The sequence below is a fragment of the Szabonella alba genome (assembly GCF_016765775.1).
Lineage (GTDB): Bacteria > Pseudomonadota > Alphaproteobacteria > Rhodobacterales > Rhodobacteraceae > Szabonella > Szabonella alba.
Window position 1 is genome coordinate 482398 of the sequence record NZ_JAESVN010000002.1, and the last position, 21765, is coordinate 504162.

The window sequence follows — 21765 nt, forward strand, 5'->3', positions numbered from 1 at the left end:
GTCATGAAAGCTTCATTGGACCTGTAATTTTAGTTCCGTTATTCAGGAAATATGGAACAGAATCGCGCCGCCCATGCTTTTGCAACCCTTGGTCATCCCGGTCGGCTGGCGGTGTTTCGCCTGCTGATGCGTTTTGCCCCGCAAGGCGTGCGCCCGACCGAGATTGCGGGGGCGCTTGACCTGAAACAGAACACCCTGTCGCATCATCTGGCCGACCTGACCGCCTCGGGCCTTGTCGGGGTCACGCGGCAGGGACGATCGCTGTTCTATGCCGTCGATCTTGAAACCGCCGAAGGTCTGATCGGCTATCTCGCCCTCGATGTGGGCCGCGCCCGGCCTGACCTTCTTGCCCCGCTGCTTGGCTTTCAAAAGGATGCCTCTCCGATGACGACCCCTTCCCGTGATACCGATTTCGACGTGCTGTTCATCTGCTCGGGCAATTCCGCGCGCTCGATCTTTGCCGAGGCGCTGCTGCGCGATCTGGGCAAGGGGCGGTTTCAGGCCTTTTCCGCCGGAACGCGCCCCAATACCGAGCTGAACCCCTTCGCGCTGGAGATCCTGCAGCGCAACGGCCATGACATTGCAGGCCTGCGCTCCAAGCATATTTCTGAGTTCCAGCAACCGGAGTCCATCGTGATGGATTTCGTGTTCACCGTTTGCGACACCTCTGCCGCCGAGGAATGCCCGCCCTGGCCGGGGCAGCCGATCACCGGCCATTGGGGCCTGCCCGACCCGGTCAAGGCCACCGGCACGGATGCCGAAAAGGCGCTGGTCTTTGCCCAGACCTATGCCGCGCTGCGCCGCCGGATCATGGCCTTTGTCGAACTGCCGTTCGAAAGCCTCAGCCGGATGTCGCTGCAAGCCTCGGTTGATGCCATCGCCACCGAAACCGACAGAAAGGTCTGACCCATGCCCCGTATCGCCTTGAACGGCCTTGGCCGGATCGGAAAACTGGTGCTGCGCGACCTGATCGACAGTGGCGCGGGCGGGGATCTTGTGCTGCTGAACGATCCGGTGGGCGATGCCGAACAGCATGCGCTGCTGATGGAATTCGATTCAGTCCATGGCCGCTGGCGCACGCCGGTGGCGGCGGGGCAGGGCGCGCTGGTGCTGAACGGGCAGACCATCCGCCTGACCCATGAAAAGACCATCGAAGCACTGCCGCTGGCCGAACTGGGCGTCGATCTGGTGATCGACTGCACCGGCGTCTTCAAGACCGCTGCCAAGGTTGCGCCCTATTATGCCGCCGGGGTGAAGAAGGTCGTGGTCTCGGCCCCCGTCAAGGATGGTGGGGCGCTGAACCTTGTCTACGGCGTCAACCATCATCTCTATGACGGTACGCAGGCCCTTGTGACGGCGGCCAGTTGCACCACCAACTGCCTTGCCCCGGTGGTGAAGGTCATCCATGAAAATCTTGGTATCCGTCATGGTTCGATCACCACGATCCATGACGTGACCAATACCCAGACCATCGTCGACCGCCCGGCCAAGGACATGCGCCGCGCCCGGTCGGCCCTGATGAACCTGATCCCCACCACCACCGGCAGCGCCACCGCGATCACACTGATCTATCCCGAGTTGAAGGGGCGCCTGAACGGCCATGCTGTGCGCGTGCCGCTGCTCAATGCCTCGCTGACCGATTGCGTCTTCGAACTGGACCGTGAAACCACGGTGGAAGAGGTCAATGCCCTGTTCCGCGCCGCTGCAGACGGCCCGCTGAAGGGCATTCTGGGCTTTGAATCCCGTGCGCTGGTCTCGTGCGATTTCACCAATGATCCGCGTTCGGCCATCATCGACGGGCCCTCGACCATGGTGATCAACGGCACACAGGTGAAGATCTACGCCTGGTATGACAATGAATGGGGCTATGCCTGCCGTTTGGCCGATATCACCCGGATGATCGCGGCAACGCTCTGATCCTTTTTCTGTCGCCAAATATCCCGGGGGGTCCGGGGGGCTGGCCCCCCGGTTGCCCCGGCAGGAGCCAAGATGTCCGCACCCAACCCCATCCGCGCCTATGCTGCCGTCACGGCGGCCTATTGGGCCTTCATGCTGTCCGATGGCGCGCTGCGCATGCTGGTGCTGCTGCATTTCAACAGTCTTGGCTTTTCCCCGATCCAACTGGCATGGCTGTTCCTGCTTTATGAGGTTGCGGGGATCGTGACCAATCTGGCCGCGGGCTGGCTGGCGGCGCGGTTCGGTCTTGCCGCAACACTTTACGGCGGGTTGGCCTTGCAGATCGGCGCGCTGGTGGCGCTGGCGCAACTGGATCCGGGCTGGGGCATCGCCGCCTCGGTCGCCTTCGTCATGGCGGTGCAGGGCGTTTCGGGTGTGGCCAAGGATCTGGCCAAGATGTCGTCAAAATCCGCAGTGAAGCTTCTGGCCCCGCAGGAGAATGGCGGACTGTTTCGCTGGGTCTCGGCCCTGACCGGGTCGAAGAACGCGGTCAAGGGCTGCGGCTTCTTCCTTGGCGCCGCCCTTCTGGCGCTGGCGGGGTTTCAGACGGCGGTCTGGGGCATGGCCGGGGTCTTGGCGGTGATCCTGACGGCGGTGGTCGTATTTCTGCCCGCAGGTCTGCCGGGACGGATGAAATCGGATGAGGCCTGGGGCGGCTGGCGGTCGAAGGATCGCCGCGTCAACCGGCTCAGCCTTGCGCGGATGTTCCTCTTCGGCGCGCGGGACGTGTGGTTCGTCGTCGGCATCCCGGTCTATTTTCAGGCGGTTCTGTCCGATGGCACACCCGAGGGGCGGCGTGAGGCGTTTTTTCTGATCGGCAGTTTCCTCGCGCTCTGGATCATCGCCTATGGCGCAGTGCAGGCCGCCGCGCCCCGTATCCTTGGCGGCCGGGCGCAGTCCGAGGCCGAGACCACACGCAAGGCGATCCTCTGGGCCGGGTTTCTGGTTCCCGTTCCCTTTCTGCTGGCGGGGGCGGCATGGATGGCGGGGGATCCCGCGCCATGGCTGACGGCCACACTGATCGGCGGGCTGCTGGTCTTTGGTTTCGTCTTTGCGGTGAATTCCTCGGTTCATTCCTATCTGATCCTGGCCTATGGATCGGCTGAACGGATCACGCGGGATGTGGGATTCTACTACATGGCCAATGCCTCGGGGCGCTTGATCGGCACGCTTCTGTCGGGGCTCAGCTATCAGGTCGGCGGTCTGCCTTTATGCCTTGCGACGGCGGGGGTGATGGCGCTGGCCAGCTGGCTGGCGGCGCGGCGGCTTGGCACGGTCTGAACGCTGCGCCGTATCCCCGATATGGCTTGCCTTGACTGCATCCCTGACGACGCTTTGCAAGCGGGGGCGGTCGATGGCCGGATCGGATCAGGGGAGGGGCACGGCCCGTGCCCGCCCGGCGTCAGATCATCGCCCTGCGCTGCAATGCCTCGATGACACGCGCGCCATAAAGACTGTTTGCATGCGTTCCGTCGCTTGCAATCAGATCCGCAGGCAGGACGCCGTCCCCGCCCGCGAGGTCCTCCATCGGATCGAACAGCGTCACACCCGCGCCGATCAGGCGTTGTTTGATATGATCCCGGAACACCGAATAATTTGCCCGCGAGAAGGTCACAGGGGGCGCCACAACGATGAGCGTTCTGCTCTTGCTGAGCTGCCGCAAAACTTTCAGATGTTTGGCGCGGAACGCATCGACATAGTCATGAAGAAAACCCGCCGAGGCATGAAGTGCCTGACCGTACTGGTGCAGGTCCCCGGCCTCGGCACAGTGATTGTGCCATCCGAAGGGGGGGACAAGCCGCCCCAGATGAAAGCCCATGGTCGTCAGGACGGGAATACCCGCCTTCAGGATGTCGGACAGGCCCAGTTCTTTCTGAAGTGATGCCATCGCCGCATTCGCTGTACCCACCGCGCCCAGAACCAGACCGGACTTTCCATAGCGGAAACGCCCGCTGTGCCAAAGCGCGCCGGAAAAGGTCACGTCACGGATATTCAGGCCAAGATTGCGGGCCCCCTCGGCAAGCGCACGACTGTGGCTGTCGCCCAGAATGATGAGATCAATGCCCATTGAATCGATCCAGCAGGAGTTCTTCACAAACAAGGTCTTCAGCAGTCATTTCTGCCTTGGAACGCTCGATTTACAAAGTTGCGGCATCCGGGCCGGAAGGTCGTGCAGGGCCCGAAACATTCAGGCCCCTGAAGAAATGTGACATCACGAAATCGACGCCCTGCTGCGCGACTGACCGCATGTTCGGCTCAAAGAAAGTGCCGCGACCGGATGGGGCGGCGATGATCTCATAGGATGGAAAGTAATCGATATGGCCGGCATGCTGTGCCAGATCGCCTGCGACCGCGCGCAGCACCGATTTGGAATATTGCGTCGCCGTCAGCACATGATGGCCCGAGGCAGAGGCGACCAGCGGGACGGGGGAAACCGTCAGCAGGATCTTCAGATCAGGATTGATCCCGCGCAACAGATCGAACGCCGTTTCCAGATCCGCCATTATCTCGGGATAGCTGTAGTTCCGGAAGGCGTGGATGTCCGGGTTGAAGGTTCCGACCGAGGTTCCGGGGCAGATCGCATAGCTGCGACCGGTTTCCAGATTGACCCAGCCTTCGGTCAGCCCCAGCGTGAAGACGAACACATCGCTGTCGCGCACCGAACGCAGGAAGGCGCGGCGTGTCGATTCAACAGAGGCATGGGCCGCCGATGCGTCGGCGAAGCCCTGCGGCTCGATCTTCGGGCGCAAAAGGTCGTGAACGTAGCCTTGCGCATCGGTCCAGAGTTCGACCGAGTCTGCCTGATCCAGTCCGGCGGCGAGCCGCGCCCATGTCAGCATCTGGGCCGCAGTATAGATATTGCCGGTGCGGGCCGAGAAGATCCCGTAATTGTATTTCCGGGCCAGTCCATCGGAGGTGCCGCCGGGTGCCGGTTCGGCATTCAGCCAGTTCAGCTTGCGTGACAGCAGGGCGCGGCTGATATGCTGCGCAAAGCAGGAACCATAGGTGACAAAAACCGCATCCGCAGGAAGGATCCAGGGGGATTTCCAAAGATCGGCAAGACCGAAGAGGCCTGCCTCGGCGACGGCACTGCGCCAGAATGCCTGCGCTGGCAGGGACTGATACGGACTCTTACTCACACATGTCTCCGAGAATCTTGGCTGGTCAGCCGGATCCGTTGCCGGGAGCCATTAAGCGCAGATTGCCGGCGTCAGGCAACCCCGTCGCGCGCCGTGATGATCGGGGCTGTGCCGCAGTCTTGATGTCAGGATGCGGTGTCCGGGATGCGCCGGGGCATCCAGATAACCCTGGCCCAATCCGACAAAACCGGAAGTTGCAAGATTTGCAAGTTTGTTCAAATTGCCGGTTTTTATTGACTTGAACGGGCCTGATCGGGCCTTTCATCCGTCTGGTAATGATCGGGAAGTCGCAGCGAATCGCTGAAATCGCTGCCCGAAGCAGAGCCGCAGCGCCGGAGTCCCGTCCCATGATTACCCCCAGTTCCCGCAACTTTCAGCCGGAAGAGCCCTCCCATGCCGATATGGTGCAGTCGCTGCCCCATATCGTCTGGACGGCACAGCCCGGGGGATGGGTCGATTGGTTCAGCCGGGAATTTGAGCAATATACCGGGTTCTCGGATGCGTTGAATGCGCAACATGGCTGGGTCGAGGCGGTTCATCCCGATGATCGCGGCAAGCTGGCGGAAAGCTGGGTCCGGTCGCGTGAGGCGGCCCATAGTTACACGACAGAACTGCGGGTCTGGTCCCAACAGACCCAAAGCTGGCGGGCCAATCTGGTCAGTGCCCGCGCGCAGCTTTCGCCGGATGGCCAGATCGTTCGCTGGTTCGGCACCGTGACCGATATTCAAAGCCTGCGGGACGCCGAGAATGAGCGCGCCTTTGAGCTGAAATTCCGCAAGATCGAGAGTGAGATTCTGCGCGCAATCGGCACGGGCGGCACATTGCAGCAGATCTTTACCCTGATCTGCCACAAGATCGAGGACCTGCTGCCCGATGCCCGCACCGTGATTACCCATATCGCGCCGGATGGATTTATCGGCGAGGGGTTCTCGATCAGCATGCCGGCCGCGTTTATCGACGCCTGCAAGGGCATGCCTGTCGGCGCAAAGGCGGGGTCCTGCGGAACCGCCGCATACCGGCGCGAACTGGTCATCGTCGAGGATACGCTGACAGATCCGCTGTGGGAAGACTGCCGTGAACTGGCCTTCACCTATGGGCTGCGGTCGTCGATTTCCTGCCCGGTTCTGGATGAGGCCGGAAACAGCGTGGCCACGCTGGCCTTGCATTTTCTCAAGCCGTTCCAGTTGTCCAATGCCGAGATCATGACCGCGCGGCGGCTTTCCGAATTCGTCTTTCTGGCATTGTCGGCCACCAGAGACCGCGAATTGCTGCAACAAAGCGAAGAGCGGTACCGGTCGCTGTTCGATCTGATGCCCGTCTCGGTCTGGGAAGAGGATGTCTCGGTCGTGCTGGAAGACCTGGCGGCCCTGAAACGCGGCGGTCTGGTCGATTTCCGGTCATGGATTGATGACAATCCGGATTTCGTTGTGGAAATGATCCGCAAGATCAGGATTGTCGGCGTCAATCAGGCGGCGCTTTCGGTGCATCGTGTCGCCTCGGTCGACGCGCTTGCCGAACGGCTTGCCACCTTCGGGGCGGATCCGGCGCTGCGTCCGGATTTCGCCGATCATCTTTGCGCCCTTTTCGCAGATGATACATACTATGAAAGCCAGCGGACGATCACGGACGCAGACGGCAAATCCCACGACATCCTGCTGCGGATCATCCGGGCCACGCCCACAAGTTCGCGCCTGCTGGTGGTCGAGATGGATCTGACCGATCAGATTCAGGCCGAGCACCGGTTCCGCACCATCGCGCAGGCCACCAGCGATGTGATCTATGAACGTGATATTGCGGCCGATCATGTCTGGGTCAGCAACGGCCTGTCGCAGCATTTCGGATATCCACCTTTTCATGAGGGGCATCCGCGAAGCTTCTGGATCGAGAATGTCCATGCCGAGGACCGCGACAGGGTTGTGGCCGAGATGGACCGGGCGATTGACACCGATGGCGCGGAATGGTCGCATGAATATCGCTTCCGCAAGTTCGCGGGCGAATTCGTTCCGGTCCGCGAAAACGCGGTGATCGTGCGGGATCTGTCGGGCAAGGCTGTCCGGGTAATCGGTAACATGACCGACCTTTCGGAACAGAAATCGCTGGAGGAACGCCTGCGCCGGTCGCAGCGGATGGAGGCTGTGGGCCGCCTGACCGGCGGGATTGCCCATGATTTCAACAATATTCTGGCAATCATCATCGGGAATGCGGAATTCCTGCTGGACTATCATCCCGAGGGCACGCCAGAGCGGCGGATGGTCGAGAATATCGATCAGGCCGCTGATCGCGCGTCGGAACTGACGGCGCATCTGCTGGGCTTCTCGCGTCAGCAGGCGCTGGTGCCGAAACCGACCGATCTGAACGCTGTCATCGGCAGAACACATACGCTTCTGCACCGGTCACTGACGCCCGCGATCCACCTTGAACTGGATCTGGCACCGGATGCGCATTTCGCGTCCATCGACCAGCCGATGTTTGAAAGCGCATTACTCAATCTTTGTGTGAACGCCCGCGATGCGATGCCCTCGGGCGGCAGGCTGACCATATCAACCCGGAACCGGGTGCTGGACGGGTCCTGGCAGAAGGGCGATTTCGAACAACCACAGGCTGGCCGGTATGTCGAGATCACCGTGTCCGATACCGGCACCGGAATGTCCGCCGATGTGCGGGCATGGATGTTCGAACCCTTTTTCACGACCAAGCCGGCAGGCAAGGGCAGCGGTCTGGGCCTGCCCATGGTTTACGGTTTCGTGAAACAGTCGCGCGGTCATCTGCGTGTCGAAAGCGCACCGGGGGCCGGTACGTCCATCTCGTTCTATCTGCCTGCCATCGAGCCGGAATCAACCGAAATCATCGCGACAGATGCAAAACCTGCGGAACATGGCATGGCAAGCGCCGCCGTTCTTGTGGTCGAGGATGAATCTCTGGTGCGCGAGCATCTTGTCGCGCTTCTTCAGTCGATGGGCCATGAGGTTACAGCCACCATCATTCCGCATGAGGCGCTTGCGCTGATCGAAGCCGGGCAGCATTTCGACATTATCATTTCGGATATCGTGATGCCGGGCGGAATGAATGGCGTGGAATTTGCAAGAACCCTGCGGGATTCGGGTATCGAGACGCCCATCTTGCTGGTATCGGGCTTTACCGATGATATCGAGATTCTGTCCGGCGGTCTGCAGGACAGGATTGATTTCCTGAAAAAACCCTATCGCCGCTCGGATATTGTTGAGCGTATGCAGAATCTGCTGACAAAGCCTGCGATGTAACCGCGTCATCCGGACAGATCGCCCCGCGCGGGCCGACCCGGTTCCGACATTATTGCGACATGGTGCGGGCTATTGTCCGGCTTATCGCAAAGGCAATGAGGCTCCGTCCTGAACTGGCTGCGGCCGTCAGGCGATGCCTGTTTTCCCGATATGCATCGCTGCGGGAAATGCAAACCAAATACCTCCACATTTCTACACATCTGCGGCGAATGCTTTGCAGATATCACGGTTAATCATTTCTTCGTAGGCAGGAAAGACGGCGGAGCAGCGGCCCCGAACCTGCGGATCGGAACGGAAATGGCGCGGTCGGCATCCAGTGCCGGATCAAGTGGAGAAAAAAATGCAGGACAAAATGATGGATAAAGCCCGGTCAAGCCGCGAATATGTCGTCGCACGTCGTCTTCACTTGCTCAACGAAGAGGCGAAAGCCGCCAAGGCGCCCTCGATGGCCGAAAAGGCACGTCAGGGCCGCATCGTGGCGCTGGCCCGCCGCAACAAGGGCGCTGACATCCTGCGGTTTGAGCTGACGCCCGCGATGATGGTGATGCCGAACACGCAGGTCATTCCGAAAATGCGCCCGATGCCGCCGGTCAATCCGGCATCGGTGCAACAGACGCTTGCATACTGACGACCGTCCGGAAGGGCAAATTGCCGGGGGGCATTCCTGCAAGGACCACCAGGATCCTTGGGAACTAAAAATGGGTTGGGAAAAATGAAGAAAATCTACGTTATCCATCGTGATGCCGAGTTCACGAAGAACTGCCGCACGGTCCTTGAAACTGCGGGTTTCGCCGTCGAAGTGTTCCGCAGCACCGGGCCTGCGCTCAACGCGCTGAACTGGTCGGCTCCCTCGGCGATCTTGCTGAACATGAGCGATGAGTCGCTGGATGGATTGCAACTGATGCAGCGGATCCGCAACAAATCGACCGCGCCGGTCATCCTGCTGACCGAAAGCTCGGAAGAGATTGACGAGATCATGGGCCTGCGGTTGGGCGCCGACGCGGTGCTGCGTCAGCCGATCTCGCAGCATCTGCTGTGCGAATGGGTCAAGTCGCTTCTGAAACGGCATCAGGCGCTGACCGATCTTGCGCAGCCGGGCAACCAGATGCAGCGCCAGATCCAAGCCGGTGATCTGGTGATGGAGCCGGACCGTTTCGTGGCGATGTGGCGCGGGCAGGCGCTGCCGCTGACGATTTCGGAATTCCGTCTGCTGTCGTCGCTGGCCTCGCGCCCCGGCATCGTGCGGCAGCGGGACTCGCTGATCGACGTGATCCATGATGATGAAGGCTATGTCGATGACCGCTCGATCGACAGCCATATCAAGCGCATCCGTTCCAAGATCCGTGAGATTGACCCGTCCTTCAATTGCATTCAGGCGGTCTACAGTCTGGGATATCGTTACAATGTTCCGGAAGAGAAACAGAGACTGAAAGTCGCCGCCACGCGCGACAGCGTCACCATGCAGGAAGCAAGCTTCCACGCCTGAGAAACCTGCAAACGGTAATCCACCTGCCCTGCGGCTCCGCCCGCAGGGCTTTTCGCTGTCGCGGCAGCGGGGCCCTGCCGATCAGTCCCTGGTCGCCGGAACGCCGCGAAATGGGCAACCGCCCGCTTGACCGGGGGGCGGTCTGACCGGTCGGTCAGGCGCAATGCCTCAGGGAAAGTTCGGTGCGGTCAGTTTGGGGGGCAGTTCTGCGCGGTCAGCTGGGCGGGGGCGTGGATGCGCGCCAAGGATCTGCGCACGGTCGAGGCCACCTCGAACCGGCGATAGGGTTTGCCCAGCAGGTCGCCCAGCAGAGTGCTGCAATCTGAATCCGAAGCCGAATGCTCGGGATATCCCGATGTGAAAAGCACCTGCAATTTCGGGCAAAGCGATCTGGCCGCCCTGGCAAGTTGCAGCCCGTCCATGCCGCCCGGCATCACGATATCGGTGAACAGAAGGTCAATCTTGGATATTTTGCAAATGATATCGAGAGCCTCGGGCGCTGTCGCCGCAGTCAGGACGCGATAGCCCAGACTGCGCAACTGATCGGTCAGGTTCTGGCGCACAAGTGCATCATCCTCGACCACAAGGATTGTTTCGCTGCCACCTGCCGCGTTCCGGGGCTCTGTCCTGGCATCGCGGCTTTTCTCGGCGATGTCTGAGCGTGGAAAGAACAGCATCATCGACGTGCCTTTGCCAAGCTCGGATTCCGCCCGGATCTGGCCTCCGGATTGCTTGACGAAACCATAGACCATGCTCAGCCCCAGACCGGAGCCCTTGCCGACATCCTTGGTGGTGAAGAACGGTTCAAAGATCCGGTCCAGCACGTCTTCGGGAATGCCCGATCCGGTGTCTGTGACCGAGATCATCACATGATTGCAGCCGGTCTGCCCCGGTTTCAGGTCCAGATCCTCGGTATCAAGTGTCACATTGTCGACCATTATCGCCAACACACCCCCGTCCGGCATTGCATCGCGCGCATTCAGCGCAAGGTTGAGCAATGCGGATTCCAGCGCGCCGGGATCGACCCGCGTCTGCGCCGGGGCTTCCGGAACGGAAATCCGGATGTCGATATGTTCGGGAAGGGTCCGCCGCAACAGGCCCTCCATTCCCAGCACATGCCCGCTCAGATCAAGAAGTCTTGGTTCAAGGGCCTGTTTGCGCGCAAAGGCCAGCAATCTGTTGGTCAGTTCAGACCCCCGCTCGGCCGCGCTTGCGATCATCTCGGCCAGTTTGCGCAGGCGCGGCGCCTGTTCAAGCTGTTCCTCAAGTTCCTCGGCGCTGCCCAGAATGACCGTCAGAAGATTGTTGAAATCATGCGCGATCCCGCCGGTCAGCTGTCCGATCGCCTCAAGTTTCTGCGATTGATGCAGCCGCTCTTCCATGTCGGTCTGATCGGTAATGTCGCTCAGACTTCCCAGCATCCGGACGACCCGCCCGGTTTCATCGTGCAGAACTGATCCGACATCGCGCACCACCGCATAGGTGCCATCGGCGCGCTGGAACCGATAGGTCTGGTTCCAATCAATTTCACCATTGGTCAGAATTTCATCGTAATTGGCCATCACCCCGTCGATGTCCTGCGGATGAATCCGGGAGGTCCAGTTCGCAAGCCCGTGAAACATGCTGGCCGGATCAAGCCCGAATGTCCGCAGCAAGCCCTCGCTGGCCCAGAGCGTGTCCTTGGCGATATCGAAATCCCAGATCACATCGGATGAGGCACGCGAGACCGCCTCGAACCGCTCCTGCGAGATATGTTCAGCCGTGACATCCATTTCGCAGATCACGACACGGGCGGCCCTGTCCTCGATATGCGGAAGCGAGATGCGATACATCACATGCACCGCTTCGCCATTCAGGCGGCGCAGAATGTTCACGCCCTCGATCTCGGTCTTTCCGTTCAGGATGCAGTCCAGGGCAGTCAGCAGCACAGAATGCGGCCGGTCGGCCAGAAACACCTCGGAACTGCGGCGTATCAACTCTTCGGGGGAGTCTGCGCGAAACATCTCGACCGCGGCCCGGTTGACGGAAATCACGTTCAGGTGTTGCAGAACCTGATCCACGAATCCGGGCTCCTGCGCCGCATGGTCATGAATATCCCGAAGGCCCCGGTCGCGCAGATCGCGCAGCAGGTCCAGCACCCCGGCCCAGTCCTCTTCCCATATCGCGACGGGTACGAGATCATAAAGCGTGCGATAGCGGGCGTTCTGGTCGGCCACCGTCATCGGATCCTGCCGCTGCGTCGCCAGTTCCGTCACGTCGATCATGATACCGCAAAGCGTCGCGCGGTCCTCTTCCAGAATGACCTTCACATTGTCCTGAAGCCAGACGACGCGGCCATCGGCGGCAATCATGCGGTAGCTGAGCCTGTGCGGCTGGCGTGCCCTGCGCGCCGCAAGGCTGGTTTCCATCACCCGCACGGCATCATCCGGATGCAGTCGTGACTGCCAGAAATCCGTCTGTTCCAGCCAATTTTCAGCCGTGAAGCCCAGAATCTCTTCTACACTTCCATCGATGTGACTGAACCTGAGAGTGTCGGCGTCGGCCCTCCAGATAATCCCGTCTATCGCACTTCTCATGTTTTCCAGCCTGATTCTTTTCGGGGCCGCAGGATGACGCGCCGAACCCTGCCCGATCCCTGTCAGTCCGCACAGGACTCCACTTATCCGGTTACAATGCCCTCATTGCACATTAATCCTGCCTCTGACACATTAGCAACTCCAAGGCGACATTATCGACACAAAGTTTTGGATATGGATCAACCACAGGCTGATGGTTCCTTCCACGCGAAAGGGTCGTCGGCTTGTCGGGTTCGCATCGGATCTGTCGCCACTGGAAGTCACGGTCTCGTAAACTTGGTAAAATAGACTCAGTACGCATTCCCGACCGGCAGGGTGGGCTTAGGTTTTGGGGGCGTTCCGGCAGAAAGCGCATGAAAACATGGCTCCGATGAGTGCCACACCGGCAAAGCACCGCGACCGGCAGGCCAGATACGCCTTGCTGCTTGCGCTTGCGATCAGTTTTCTGGGCTCGGTCTTCGGTGTGGCTTTCGGAATTATGGCCGGCGTTGTTGCGGGTGTGGAGGCCCTGATTGTCGGGTTTTGCATGATTGTGACAGGGGGTCTGCTGGTTGTTGCTCTATTGCAACCTAAGATTGCAAGCGGGGTGATCGCAGGCTTGCTGGGCATCTTTTTCGTGTTTCACCTGAATGCGGGTTCGATTGTCGCCTTCAATCAGAGTGGAAGCCTGCTGCGCACGCTTCCCTATCTGCCGTGGTTCTTTCCGCTGGTGATCTTCCACTACTTCACAAATATGGGCTTTTACAAAAGACCCATCGACCTGTTGATCCGACTGGGGCCTTTGCCGATCGTCACGGTTGTGATGATCCATCTGGCCGGGGATTTCGATATCGAGGAATTCGATGCGATCGTGACCTTTCTGGCCAGTTTCGTCGCATTCGTGCTGTGTGTCGGCCTTTACGCGCGCAATCGCGATGCCGAGATCCGGCATATGGCCGAGGTTGAGGCTTCCCTTCGACGGGCCGATGAACTGCGCGTCAATGAAGAACGGTTCCGACTGCTGAGCCGCGCCACCAATGATCTGATCTGGGATGCGGACCTCAGATCCGGCCGGATCTGGTGGAATGACGCGCTGCAGGATGTCTATGGTTATGATCCGGCCGAACTGAGCCGCGACCTTGAGGCATGGGATCGCTGGGTCCATCCCGAGGATCGCGAAAACGTGCTGGGCGGGCTGCAGGCGGTGATGGAGGGGGCAGGCAGTCACTGGGGTGCGGAATACCGCCTGATCTGCGCCGATGGCCGCGTCATGGAAGTTGTGGACCGCGCGCTGTTGCTGCGCGATGAGGCGGGCCAGCCGATCCGGATGGTCGGCAGCACCACAGATGTGACGCGCCTGCGCGATCTGGAACGCAAGCTGCGCCAGTCGCAGAAGATGGAAGCCATCGGCCAGCTGACCGGTGGCATCGCCCATGATTTCAACAATCTGCTGACGATCATTCTGGGCAATGCGGAAATCCTGTCCGAGATGACCGCGCATGACGCCAAGATGCAGCGGCTTGCGGAAACCACGATGCTGGCCGCCGAACGCGGCGCAAACCTGACCAATCGTCTGCTGGCCTTTGCGCGCAAGCAGCCATTGGCGCCCAGACAGTTGGAGCCGGGCAAGCTGCTGAATTCTCTGCAGGGGCTGATCCAGCGCACGATCAATGAGGATATCGAGATCGAATTCATCGCAGATCCGATGGCACAGGATATCGAGGTCGATCCGGGCCAGTTCGAGAATGCGGTTCTCAATCTGGTCATCAATGCCCGCGACGCGATGCCTGCGGGCGGCAAACTGGGCATAGAGATCCGCAATCTTGTGCTGGATGATCAGGATGAACAGCATCTTGAAGGCAAAAATGTCGGAAACTTCGTAATGATCGAAGTCCGTGATAACGGACATGGAATGCCGCCCGAGGTTGTTGAGCGCGCATTCGAACCTTTCTTTACAACAAAAGCACCCGGAAAGGGCTCGGGGATGGGACTTGCCATGGTATGGGGCTTTGTCAAACAATCCAATGGTCATGCCCGGATCCGGTCAATACCGGGGCAGGGCACAAAGGTCCGGCTGTATTTCCCGACTGCCACGGATTCGCAGGTCGTCGAAACCCTGCGAGAGCCGGTTCCCAGCCAGTATCACAATGCCTCAGGTCGGATCCTTGTGGTGGAAGATGACGAAATCGTCCGGGAACATGTGGTGATGCAATTGCAAAGTCTGGGCTATGAGGTCGAGGCCGCACCGTCCGCCATTGGCGCCATTGCCCTGCTGGACGGGGCCGGCAAATTCGACCTGCTGTTCACCGATATCATCATGCCCGGCGGAATGAACGGGCGGCAGCTTGCCGATCAGGCCCTGCTGAGGGATCCGTCGCTGCGGGTTCTGTTCACCTCGGGATATTCCGAGGATGTGATTGTCCATCAGGGACGTCTTGACCCGGATGTGGAGCTGCTGAGCAAACCCTATCGCCGCATTGAACTTGCTGCAAAGGTTGCGCGCATTCTGTCCGAGTAGATAATTCCGTCATTGATGCCGTTCAGGCGGCATTGATCCGCAGACTGCGCCTGCCTTTTCTGTTCGCGCAACAGTTCAGGCGCAAGGGTGCTGAATTTATTGCTTTGAGCCAAGACCTTGCGGGTGTATCGATTGCCCGAACCCCTGAATCCGGTTCTGTCTTTTCCCTGAAAGGCGCGATCCGGGACTTTTGACAGGGGCTTCTGATCGCATGGTATCCATTCGGTCGGGAACGACCTGCCTGCATGGTTTAATGTCCTGGAGACAATGATGAACGGCTTACTGGAATTGCCCAGCTCTGCCTGTGATGCATATGAGTTGCTTTCCGTGCCGGTCTGGATTTTCTCAGTAGAGACACTTGAAATCATCGCCTCCAATTCTGCCGCACGGGACTGGCTGGGCCATAGCGCCGATGCGTTCCATTCAATGGCGATAGATGAGATCTGCCCATTGCAGGACCGGGCGCAAATCCGTGACCGCATTCGCGACTTTCAGCATCTGGCCGGGGAGGGGGGGCTCTGGACGGTGGTTTCGCGGACCGGGGACAGGTATACCGTCCGGTCCGACTGGCGCAGGTTGCGCGTCGGGGGGCAGGATGCGATCCTTGCCAGCATTCACGATATCACGCCGACCGGCACGGCGGACAGTTCGAAGCCCGCAACAACGCAGGCCGCGCCACAGCGCCTGTACGCCACCCTGCCCGGTCGTCATCTTGCCGAGGTGATCGCGGCACTGCCCGGCATGACGGCGGTGCTGTCGCTGCCGGGTTACAGGATCGTCGCCGTCACCGACGACTATGCGCGCACCATGCTGCGCCAGCGCGATGATCTGATCGGGCTGCCGCTGTTCGATCTGCTGACCGAGGATCCGGCCCATCCCGAATTGCGCAACCTGTCCTCGTTGCGCGCCTCGCTGCAGCGTGTGCGTGATCTGAATGTGCCCGATGTCCTGAACATTCCAGACTTCCCTCTGCCGCTGCCGGATGGAAGCCTGAACGGGCGGTCCTGTCTGATCGTGAACAAACCGGTTTTCGATGCGGAGGGGCAGCTTGGTTTCATCCTGCACCGGGTCGAGGATGTGACCGAACTGCCGGACTGGCCGGAAAACGCTGTCCCGATGGAGAACACCCTGCCGTTGATGCGGGTCCGCACGGCCTTGCTGGCGCTTCAGGAACGCGACAAGCGCCTGAAGGCGGCCGAGCGTCTGCTGGATGTCGGATCATGGGAGATGGATCTGCACAAACGAACCGTGCGCTGGTCGGCCCGTGTTTTCGACCTGACCGGAATTCCCGTCGAGATGGGAGAATCCGATCTCGAACAATATATGGAGATCGTGCATCCGAATGACCGCAAGGCGACGGCCGCCGCGTTTGAGGCCTTTATCGAAGGCGACGCGCCCGAGGTCGAATTCCTGCACCGTTTGATCCGGCCCGATGGGGAAAGCGTGCATATCCGTGCCGTGGGCGCCCGGCACCGGATCGGCGGGCATGACATGCTTGTCGGCTTCGTGCAGGACATTTCCGGCTATCGGCAGGCCGAAGAACACCTGCGTCAGGTTCTGCGCATCCAGAAGGTCGCGGGCTATATCGCCAAGGTCGGCGGCTGGCGCGTGGATCTGCTCCGCCAGAGCCTCAGCTGGAGTGCCGAGACCGCAAAGATTTTCGAGCTGCCGGAAAACCCGCCACCGCGATTTGAGGAACTGGTGCGCCATTGCATCACAGCCGACCGGGAACGCTTCGGCATCGCGTTTGAAGGCTGCGTCCGCACAGGCCAGCCTTTTGACGAGACGCTGCAGATCATCACCGGACGGGGGCGGTCTGTCTGGATCCGCGCAATCGGGGCGCCGGTCTATGATCTTGACGATCAGGTGATCGCCATCGAGGGGGCGTTTCAGGATATCACCGACATGGTCGAGGCCCGCGTCGCGGCGGATGAGATCGCGCGACGCTTGCGGGCAACGCTGGAGAACATCAGCGATGCATTCCTGCTGCTCGACACCGACTGGCGGTGTACCTTCCTCAACAGCCAGGGTGAATTCCTGTTGCGGCGCAGACGGGAGGATCTGATCGGCAGGAATGTCTGGGATGAATTCCCCGATGCCGTCGGAAGCCGCTTCCAGACCGAATATCAACGCGCCGTTGCCACCAATGAGGCGGTGCGGTTTCAGGAATTCTTCGCACCACTTGACTGCTGGTTTGAGGTCAGCGCCTATCCGACGCCGGAAGGGGTTGCCATCTATTTCCGGGATGTGACGCGCCAGCGCCAGCGCGATGACCATCTGCGGTTTCTGGAGGCGGCTGTCGAACGCCAGAACGATATGGTGGTCATCACCGAGGCGGAAGATGTTCTGGGGCCTGACGGGCCCAGGATCGTCTATGTCAACGAGGCCTTCACCCGGCATATGGGATATGCCCGGCACGAGGTGATCGGCAAGACGCCGCGCATCCTGCAGGGCAGCAAGACGCAGCGCCATGAACTCGACCGCATCGCGGTGGCCATGCGGAAATGGCGGTCGGTCCGCGCCGAACTCATCAATTACACCAGATCGGGCAAGGAGGTCTGGGTCGAACTGGATATCGCCCCGGTTGCCGATAAGACCGGCCGCTACACGCACTGGATTGCGGTCGAACGCAATATCACCGAACGAAAGCTGGCCGAGCAGGCCATGAAGACGACCGACGAACGCTTCCGTCTGATCGCAACGGCCACGGGCACCGCCATCTGGGACTGGGATGTGCCGCAGAACCGGCTGTGGTGGAGCGATGGGATGACGCGGATTTTCGGGCATGACACAGATCCTGCGGCCACGATTCCGACGATCTGGAAGGCGAATGTCCATCCCGATGATATGGAGCGCGTTGACAGGGCCCTTGCCGACCTTCTGTCCGGTGCGGTGTCCAGCCTGCGGGAGCAATATGGTTTCAGGCGGGCCGACGGTATCTGGACCGTGGTCGAGGACCGTGCCTTTGCAATCCGGGATGATGAGGATCGCGTTGTCCGCGTCATCGGCAGCCTGACCGATATTTCGGATCGCCTGCACCTGGAAGAGCGGCTGCGGCAGGCGCAGAAGATGGAGGCCGTGGGCCAGCTGACCGGCGGTGTGGCGCATGATTTCAACAATCTGCTGACCGTCATTCTGGGCAGCGCCGAAATTATCGCCGAACGTCTTGATGGACTTCCCGAGCTTCGCAAACTGGCCGTCATGACCATGGAGGCGGCCGAAAAAGGCGCGGAACTGACCAGCCGCCTGCTGGCCTTTTCGCGCAAGCAGCCACTGGAACCGAAGGTTGTGGATATCGGGCATGTCGTCGAACGGCTGGAAGACCTGCTGGCCCGGACCCTTCCCGAAAGCATCGACCTTGAGATCGTCTGCGCCGAAGATATCCACACGGTCGAGATCGACCCGGGGCAATTCGAATCCGCATTGCTCAATCTCGTCATCAATGCCCGCGATGCCATGGCCGACGGCGGAAACCTGACCATCGAGGTTATCAACGCCACGCTGGATGAGGGATATACGGCGGCAGAACCCGAACTGGTGGCCGGTGATTACGTTCTGGTCGCCGTCACCGATACCGGGCAGGGGATCCCCGCCGAACTGCTGGACCGGGTTTATGAACCTTTCTTCACAACCAAGGAAGTCGGCAAGGGCTCGGGGCTGGGGCTGAGCATGGTTTTCGGCTTCGTGAAGCAGTCGAACGGCCATATCCGCATCTATTCCGAACAGGGGGACGGCACGACGGTCAAACTGTATTTCCCGCATCTGGCGACCTTTGCAAAGGAAAGCGTGGCGATCCCGCCGTCCCCAAAATTCATCGGCGGAACCGAGACCATCCTTGTGGTCGAGGATGACGACCTGGTCTGTGACCATGTGATGGGGCTGCTGAAATCGCTGGGCTATGCTGCGATCAAGGCCTCGAATGGGCATGAGGCGCTTCAGGTTCTGGCAAAGACGGCGTCGATTGACCTGCTTTTTACCGATGTGGTCATGCCGGGCGGCATGGGCGGGCGCGAATTGTCCGAGGCGGCGCGCAAGATGCGGCCGGGGCTGAGGGTGCTGTTCACCTCGGGCTATACCGAGAATTCCATCGTCCATAACGGACGGCTGGATGCCGGGGTGGAACTGATCAGCAAACCTTATGGCCGCGAACAGCTTGCGATGAAACTGCGCAAGGTTTTCGCGACCCCGCCGGAAAATCTCTGATCCCCCACGCCTCCCTGCGTCATCGCCGGGAAGCGGCGGGGCCTGACGCCGCCAATGGCGCAGGCCCCGGGCATTCTGCAACGCGGGATCACGAAGACGCGAGTGGTGTAACGCCAACGGGGCCTGTCGCGAAATGATCGGGGAAAGGCAGATCAGCCTTTCCGTGATGACAGGGAGTTTCACATGACCGCGACCAAGACCAGCTTTGCCCTCGGTGCCACTTTGGCCTGCGCCCTTGGCGCAATGGCCGCAACGCCCGTGATGGCACAGGATATGGAAAAATGTTTCGGCGTTTCGCTGGCCGGACAGAATGACTGCGCCGCAGGGCCGGGCACGACCTGTGCCGGTTCCTCGACCGTCGATTATCAGGGCAATGCCTGGACGCTGGTTCCGGCGGGCAGCTGTGTGACGACGGAACTTCCAGCGGCTGCCGATGGCATGGCCCGCATGGGCTCGCTTGAAGCGCTTGAGCGCGACGTTCCGGCAAGCTGATCGCCAGTTGACCAGACGGGCGCGCGGGCCGGACCCGCGCGCCCCCTTCATGCAAAGGGGATGACCATGCTGCCAGCCGCGCCGGGCGTCGGGTTCAAGCCGGACCATTTTGCCGCCATCCGCAAGGATGCCGCGGGCATCGGGTTTTTTGAGGTCCATGCCGAGAATTACATGGGCGCGGGCGGCCTGCCCCATGCCCAGCTTTCGGCGCTCCGGGCCGATCATCCGCTGTCGATCCATGGCGTCGGCCTGTCGATCGGCGGGTCGGCAGGGCTGGATGCCGCGCATCTGACGCGGCTGCGGCAGCTTTGCGACCGTTATGAACCCGACAGTTTTTCCGAACATCTGGCATGGTCCAGCCATGGGGCGGAGTATCTGAACGACCTGTTGCCGCTGCCCTATACCGAGGAAACGCTTGCGCTGATCTGCGACCATGTCGATCAGGTGCAGGCGGCGCTGGGGCGGCGGATGCTGCTGGAAAATCCGGCGACCTATCTGCAATTTGCCAATTCGTCGATCCCCGAGACCGAATTCCTGACCCGGATCGCACGGCGCACGGGCTGTGGCCTGCTGCTGGATGTGAACAATGTCTTTGTGTCCTGCACCAATCACCGCAGCGACCCGCGCGCATGGCTGGCGGCGCTGCCGCTGGATCTGGTCGGGGAAATCCATCTGGGTGGACATGATGCCGAGGATCTGCCCTCGGGCCCCTTGCTGATCGACAGCCATGGCGCGGCTGTGGCCGATCCGGTCTGGACGCTTTATGCCGAGGTTGTGGACAGGGCCGGGCCGCTGCCGACGCTGGTGGAATGGGACAATGATCTGCCCGACTGGCCGGTTCTGGCGGCCGAGGCGGCGCGGGCGGGGGCCATTCTGGCGCAGGAAAGGCGGCATCATGCCCGCGCATCCTGATTTCATCGCGCGCTTTGAGGCGGGCCTGCGGGGCGGGGATCTGCCACCGGGCCTGACCGCGCGTGACCCGGCTGAGGTGGAACGCCGCTTTGCCGTCTATCGCAACAATCAGGCCGTGGGTCTGTCGCAGGCGCTGGCCTTGCGCTTTCCGGTGATCCGGCGGTTGGTGGGGGAAGATTTCTTTGCCGCCCTTGCCCGCGCCTATGCGGGTGTCGAGCGCCCCGTCTCGCCGGTGCTGGCTGAATGGGGTGCGGGATTTTCGGAGTTTCTGGACCGCTTTCCCCCCTTGGCGGCCTATCCCTATATGGGCGATGTCGCGCGTATCGAATATGCGCGGGGCCGCGCATTTCATGCCGCCGATGCCGCTCCCGTTGATCCGGCGGTCTTTGCGATGGCCGATCCGGGGCGCCTGCGGCTGGGTCTGCACCCGTCGGTCACGCTGCTGTCGCTGGCTCATCCGGCGGTGTCGATCTGGCAGCGCAATCAGCCCGGGGCCGGGGCAAAGGGTGCCTTGCCCGCCGGACCGGAAACCGCACTGATCCTGCGTGATACGACCTTTGATGTGCCGGTGCGCGCGCTGGATGTCGGGGAGGCTGCGCTGATCGGCGCGCTGCTGGAGGGCGCAACACTGGCCGGGGCGGCCGAACAGGCACAGGCCGCCCTGTCGGACCACAATCCCCAACCGCTGCTTGTCGCGCTGCTGCGCGCGGGCGCCATCACCCATGCCGAGGAATAACTGATGATGGTTCTGACCGCCCTTCACCACCGGATCGGGATGATCCCTAATGCACCGGTCGCCTTTCTGCTGCGGCTGTTTCCGGCCGTGGTGTTCTGGAACTCGGGTCGCACCAAGGTCGAGGGCTTCTCGATCAAGGAGTCCACCTGGTTCCTGTTCGAGCATGAATATGCCCTGCCGCTGATCCCGACCGAACTGGCCGCCGTGATGGCGACCCTTGCCGAACATCTGTTGCCGGTGCTGCTGGTCCTTGGGCTGTTCACGCGGCTTTCGGCGCTGGGTCTGTTGGCGATGACGCTTGTGATCCAGATTTTCGTCTATCCCGGGGCATGGGTGACGCATGGTCTTTGGGCCGCGTCGCTGCTGGCCGTCGCGGCGCGCGGGCCGGGGCGCTGGTCGCTGGACCATGTGACCGGGCTGGACCGTGGGCTGCGTGCCTGAAGGGCAGGATGATCGTGACCGCTGCATTGCGAAACACCGACTGTCTTGCGCGCACGGCGCCTGTTA

Annotated in this window: 15 protein-coding genes; 12 read left to right on the top strand and 3 right to left on the bottom strand. The window is 61.0% G+C overall.

The genetic code is table 11. The features are described 5' to 3' along the window. Nucleotides 1-51 precede the first annotated feature (51 nt). The 3 genes from JL811_RS06770 to arsJ all read left to right on the top strand — a co-directional run bounded on the left by JL811_RS06770 (nt 52) and on the right by arsJ (nt 3237). The gene (locus JL811_RS06770) at nt 52-906 is read left to right on the top strand and encodes an arsenate reductase/protein-tyrosine-phosphatase family protein (RefSeq protein ID WP_202687724.1); all 855 of its coding nucleotides are present in this window, start codon (nt 52-54) and stop codon (nt 904-906) included. 3 nt (nt 907-909) lie between these two features. Then, the gene (locus JL811_RS06775) at nt 910-1917 is read left to right on the top strand and encodes an ArsJ-associated glyceraldehyde-3-phosphate dehydrogenase (protein ID WP_202687725.1); all 1008 of its coding nucleotides are present in this window, start codon (nt 910-912) and stop codon (nt 1915-1917) included. Nucleotides 1918-1989: 72 nt separating this feature from the next. Beyond that, a complete protein-coding gene (gene arsJ, locus JL811_RS06780) occupies nt 1990-3237 on the top strand; it encodes an organoarsenical effux MFS transporter ArsJ (protein WP_202687726.1) in 1248 nt (415 codons plus the stop codon). A gap of 121 nt (nt 3238-3358) precedes the next feature. On the opposite strand, the gene JL811_RS06785 is transcribed toward arsJ, so the two are convergent. Next, nucleotides 3359-4024 (bottom strand): hypothetical protein, encoded by a 666-nt coding sequence (locus JL811_RS06785; protein WP_202687727.1) that lies wholly within the window; start codon nt 4022-4024, stop codon nt 3359-3361. Between the two features lie 70 nt (nt 4025-4094). Next, nucleotides 4095-5096 (bottom strand): GSCFA domain-containing protein, encoded by a 1002-nt coding sequence (locus JL811_RS06790; protein WP_202687728.1) that lies wholly within the window; start codon nt 5094-5096, stop codon nt 4095-4097. Between the two features lie 347 nt (nt 5097-5443). On the opposite strand from JL811_RS06790, the gene JL811_RS06795 reads away from it, so the two are divergent. The 3 genes from JL811_RS06795 to JL811_RS06805 all read left to right on the top strand — a co-directional run bounded on the left by JL811_RS06795 (nt 5444) and on the right by JL811_RS06805 (nt 9842). Next, a complete protein-coding gene (locus JL811_RS06795; RefSeq protein WP_202687729.1) occupies nt 5444-8356 on the top strand; it encodes a PAS domain-containing protein in 2913 nt (970 codons plus the stop codon). 352 nt (nt 8357-8708) lie between these two features. Beyond that, complete coding sequence (locus tag JL811_RS06800) at nt 8709-8984, top strand: hypothetical protein (RefSeq protein ID WP_202687730.1); 276 nt, start codon at nt 8709-8711, stop codon at nt 8982-8984. Between the two features lie 84 nt (nt 8985-9068). Beyond that, nucleotides 9069-9842, top strand: a complete 774-nt coding sequence (locus tag JL811_RS06805; RefSeq protein WP_202687731.1) for a response regulator transcription factor — start codon at nt 9069-9071, stop codon at nt 9840-9842. A 188-nt stretch (nt 9843-10030) separates the two neighbouring features. Here the strand turns inward: JL811_RS06805 and JL811_RS06810 are convergent, their stop codons facing one another. Next, nucleotides 10031-12418 carry a PAS domain-containing protein gene (locus tag JL811_RS06810; RefSeq protein WP_202687732.1) on the bottom strand — a complete coding sequence of 796 codons (2388 nt, stop codon included), beginning with the start codon at nt 12416-12418 and terminating at the stop codon, nt 10031-10033. A 370-nt stretch (nt 12419-12788) separates the two neighbouring features. Between JL811_RS06810 and JL811_RS06815 the strand changes: the two genes are divergently transcribed. The 6 genes from JL811_RS06815 (at nt 12789) to JL811_RS06840 (ending at nt 21699) form a co-directional block, all read left to right on the top strand. Next, nucleotides 12789-14915: a PAS domain-containing hybrid sensor histidine kinase/response regulator gene (locus tag JL811_RS06815; protein WP_202687733.1), complete on the top strand. Its 2127-nt coding sequence runs from the start codon at nt 12789-12791 to the stop codon at nt 14913-14915. A 267-nt stretch (nt 14916-15182) separates the two neighbouring features. Then, on the top strand, nt 15183-19118 hold the full coding sequence (locus tag JL811_RS06820) for a PAS domain S-box protein (RefSeq protein WP_202687734.1): 3936 nt from the start codon (nt 15183-15185) through the stop codon (nt 19116-19118). Nucleotides 19119-19301: 183 nt separating this feature from the next. Next, entirely contained in the window at nt 19302-19610 is a 309-nt protein-coding gene (locus tag JL811_RS06825) for a BufA1 family periplasmic bufferin-type metallophore (RefSeq protein WP_202687735.1), read from the top strand. Nucleotides 19611-19670: 60 nt separating this feature from the next. After that, nucleotides 19671-20522 carry an MNIO family bufferin maturase gene (gene bufB / locus JL811_RS06830; RefSeq protein WP_202687736.1) on the top strand — a complete coding sequence of 284 codons (852 nt, stop codon included), beginning with the start codon at nt 19671-19673 and terminating at the stop codon, nt 20520-20522. Further along, the gene (locus JL811_RS06835) at nt 20506-21258 is read left to right on the top strand and encodes an HvfC/BufC N-terminal domain-containing protein (RefSeq protein WP_202687737.1); all 753 of its coding nucleotides are present in this window, start codon (nt 20506-20508) and stop codon (nt 21256-21258) included. Before bufB ends, JL811_RS06835 begins: the two co-directional genes overlap by 17 nt. Nucleotides 21259-21261: 3 nt before the next feature. After that, the gene (locus JL811_RS06840) at nt 21262-21699 is read left to right on the top strand and encodes a DoxX family protein (protein WP_202687738.1); all 438 of its coding nucleotides are present in this window, start codon (nt 21262-21264) and stop codon (nt 21697-21699) included. Nucleotides 21700-21765 lie beyond the last annotated feature (66 nt).

Excerpts from the sequence above, each read along its gene's own strand:
- JL811_RS06810 (WP_202687732.1), bottom strand. The coding sequence starts at position 12,418 with ATGAGAAGTGCGATAGACGGGATTATCTGGAGGGCCGACGCCGACACT.
- JL811_RS06805 (WP_202687731.1), top strand. The coding sequence starts at position 9,069 with ATGAAGAAAATCTACGTTATCCATCGTGATGCCGAGTTCACGAAGAAC.
- JL811_RS06800 (WP_202687730.1), top strand. The coding sequence starts at position 8,709 with ATGATGGATAAAGCCCGGTCAAGCCGCGAATATGTCGTCGCACGTCGT.
- JL811_RS06785 (WP_202687727.1), bottom strand. The coding sequence starts at position 4,024 with ATGGGCATTGATCTCATCATTCTGGGCGACAGCCACAGTCGTGCGCTT.
- JL811_RS06840 (WP_202687738.1), top strand. The coding sequence starts at position 21,262 with ATGATGGTTCTGACCGCCCTTCACCACCGGATCGGGATGATCCCTAAT.
- JL811_RS06825 (WP_202687735.1), top strand. The coding sequence starts at position 19,302 with ATGACCGCGACCAAGACCAGCTTTGCCCTCGGTGCCACTTTGGCCTGC.
- JL811_RS06815 (WP_202687733.1), top strand. The coding sequence starts at position 12,789 with ATGAGTGCCACACCGGCAAAGCACCGCGACCGGCAGGCCAGATACGCC.
- arsJ (WP_202687726.1), top strand. The coding sequence starts at position 1,990 with ATGTCCGCACCCAACCCCATCCGCGCCTATGCTGCCGTCACGGCGGCC.
- JL811_RS06795 (WP_202687729.1), top strand. The coding sequence starts at position 5,444 with ATGATTACCCCCAGTTCCCGCAACTTTCAGCCGGAAGAGCCCTCCCAT.
- bufB (WP_202687736.1), top strand. The coding sequence starts at position 19,671 with ATGACCATGCTGCCAGCCGCGCCGGGCGTCGGGTTCAAGCCGGACCAT.
- JL811_RS06820 (WP_202687734.1), top strand. The coding sequence starts at position 15,183 with ATGATGAACGGCTTACTGGAATTGCCCAGCTCTGCCTGTGATGCATAT.
- JL811_RS06775 (WP_202687725.1), top strand. The coding sequence starts at position 910 with ATGCCCCGTATCGCCTTGAACGGCCTTGGCCGGATCGGAAAACTGGTG.
- JL811_RS06770 (WP_202687724.1), top strand. The coding sequence starts at position 52 with ATGGAACAGAATCGCGCCGCCCATGCTTTTGCAACCCTTGGTCATCCC.
- JL811_RS06835 (WP_202687737.1), top strand. The coding sequence starts at position 20,506 with ATGCCCGCGCATCCTGATTTCATCGCGCGCTTTGAGGCGGGCCTGCGG.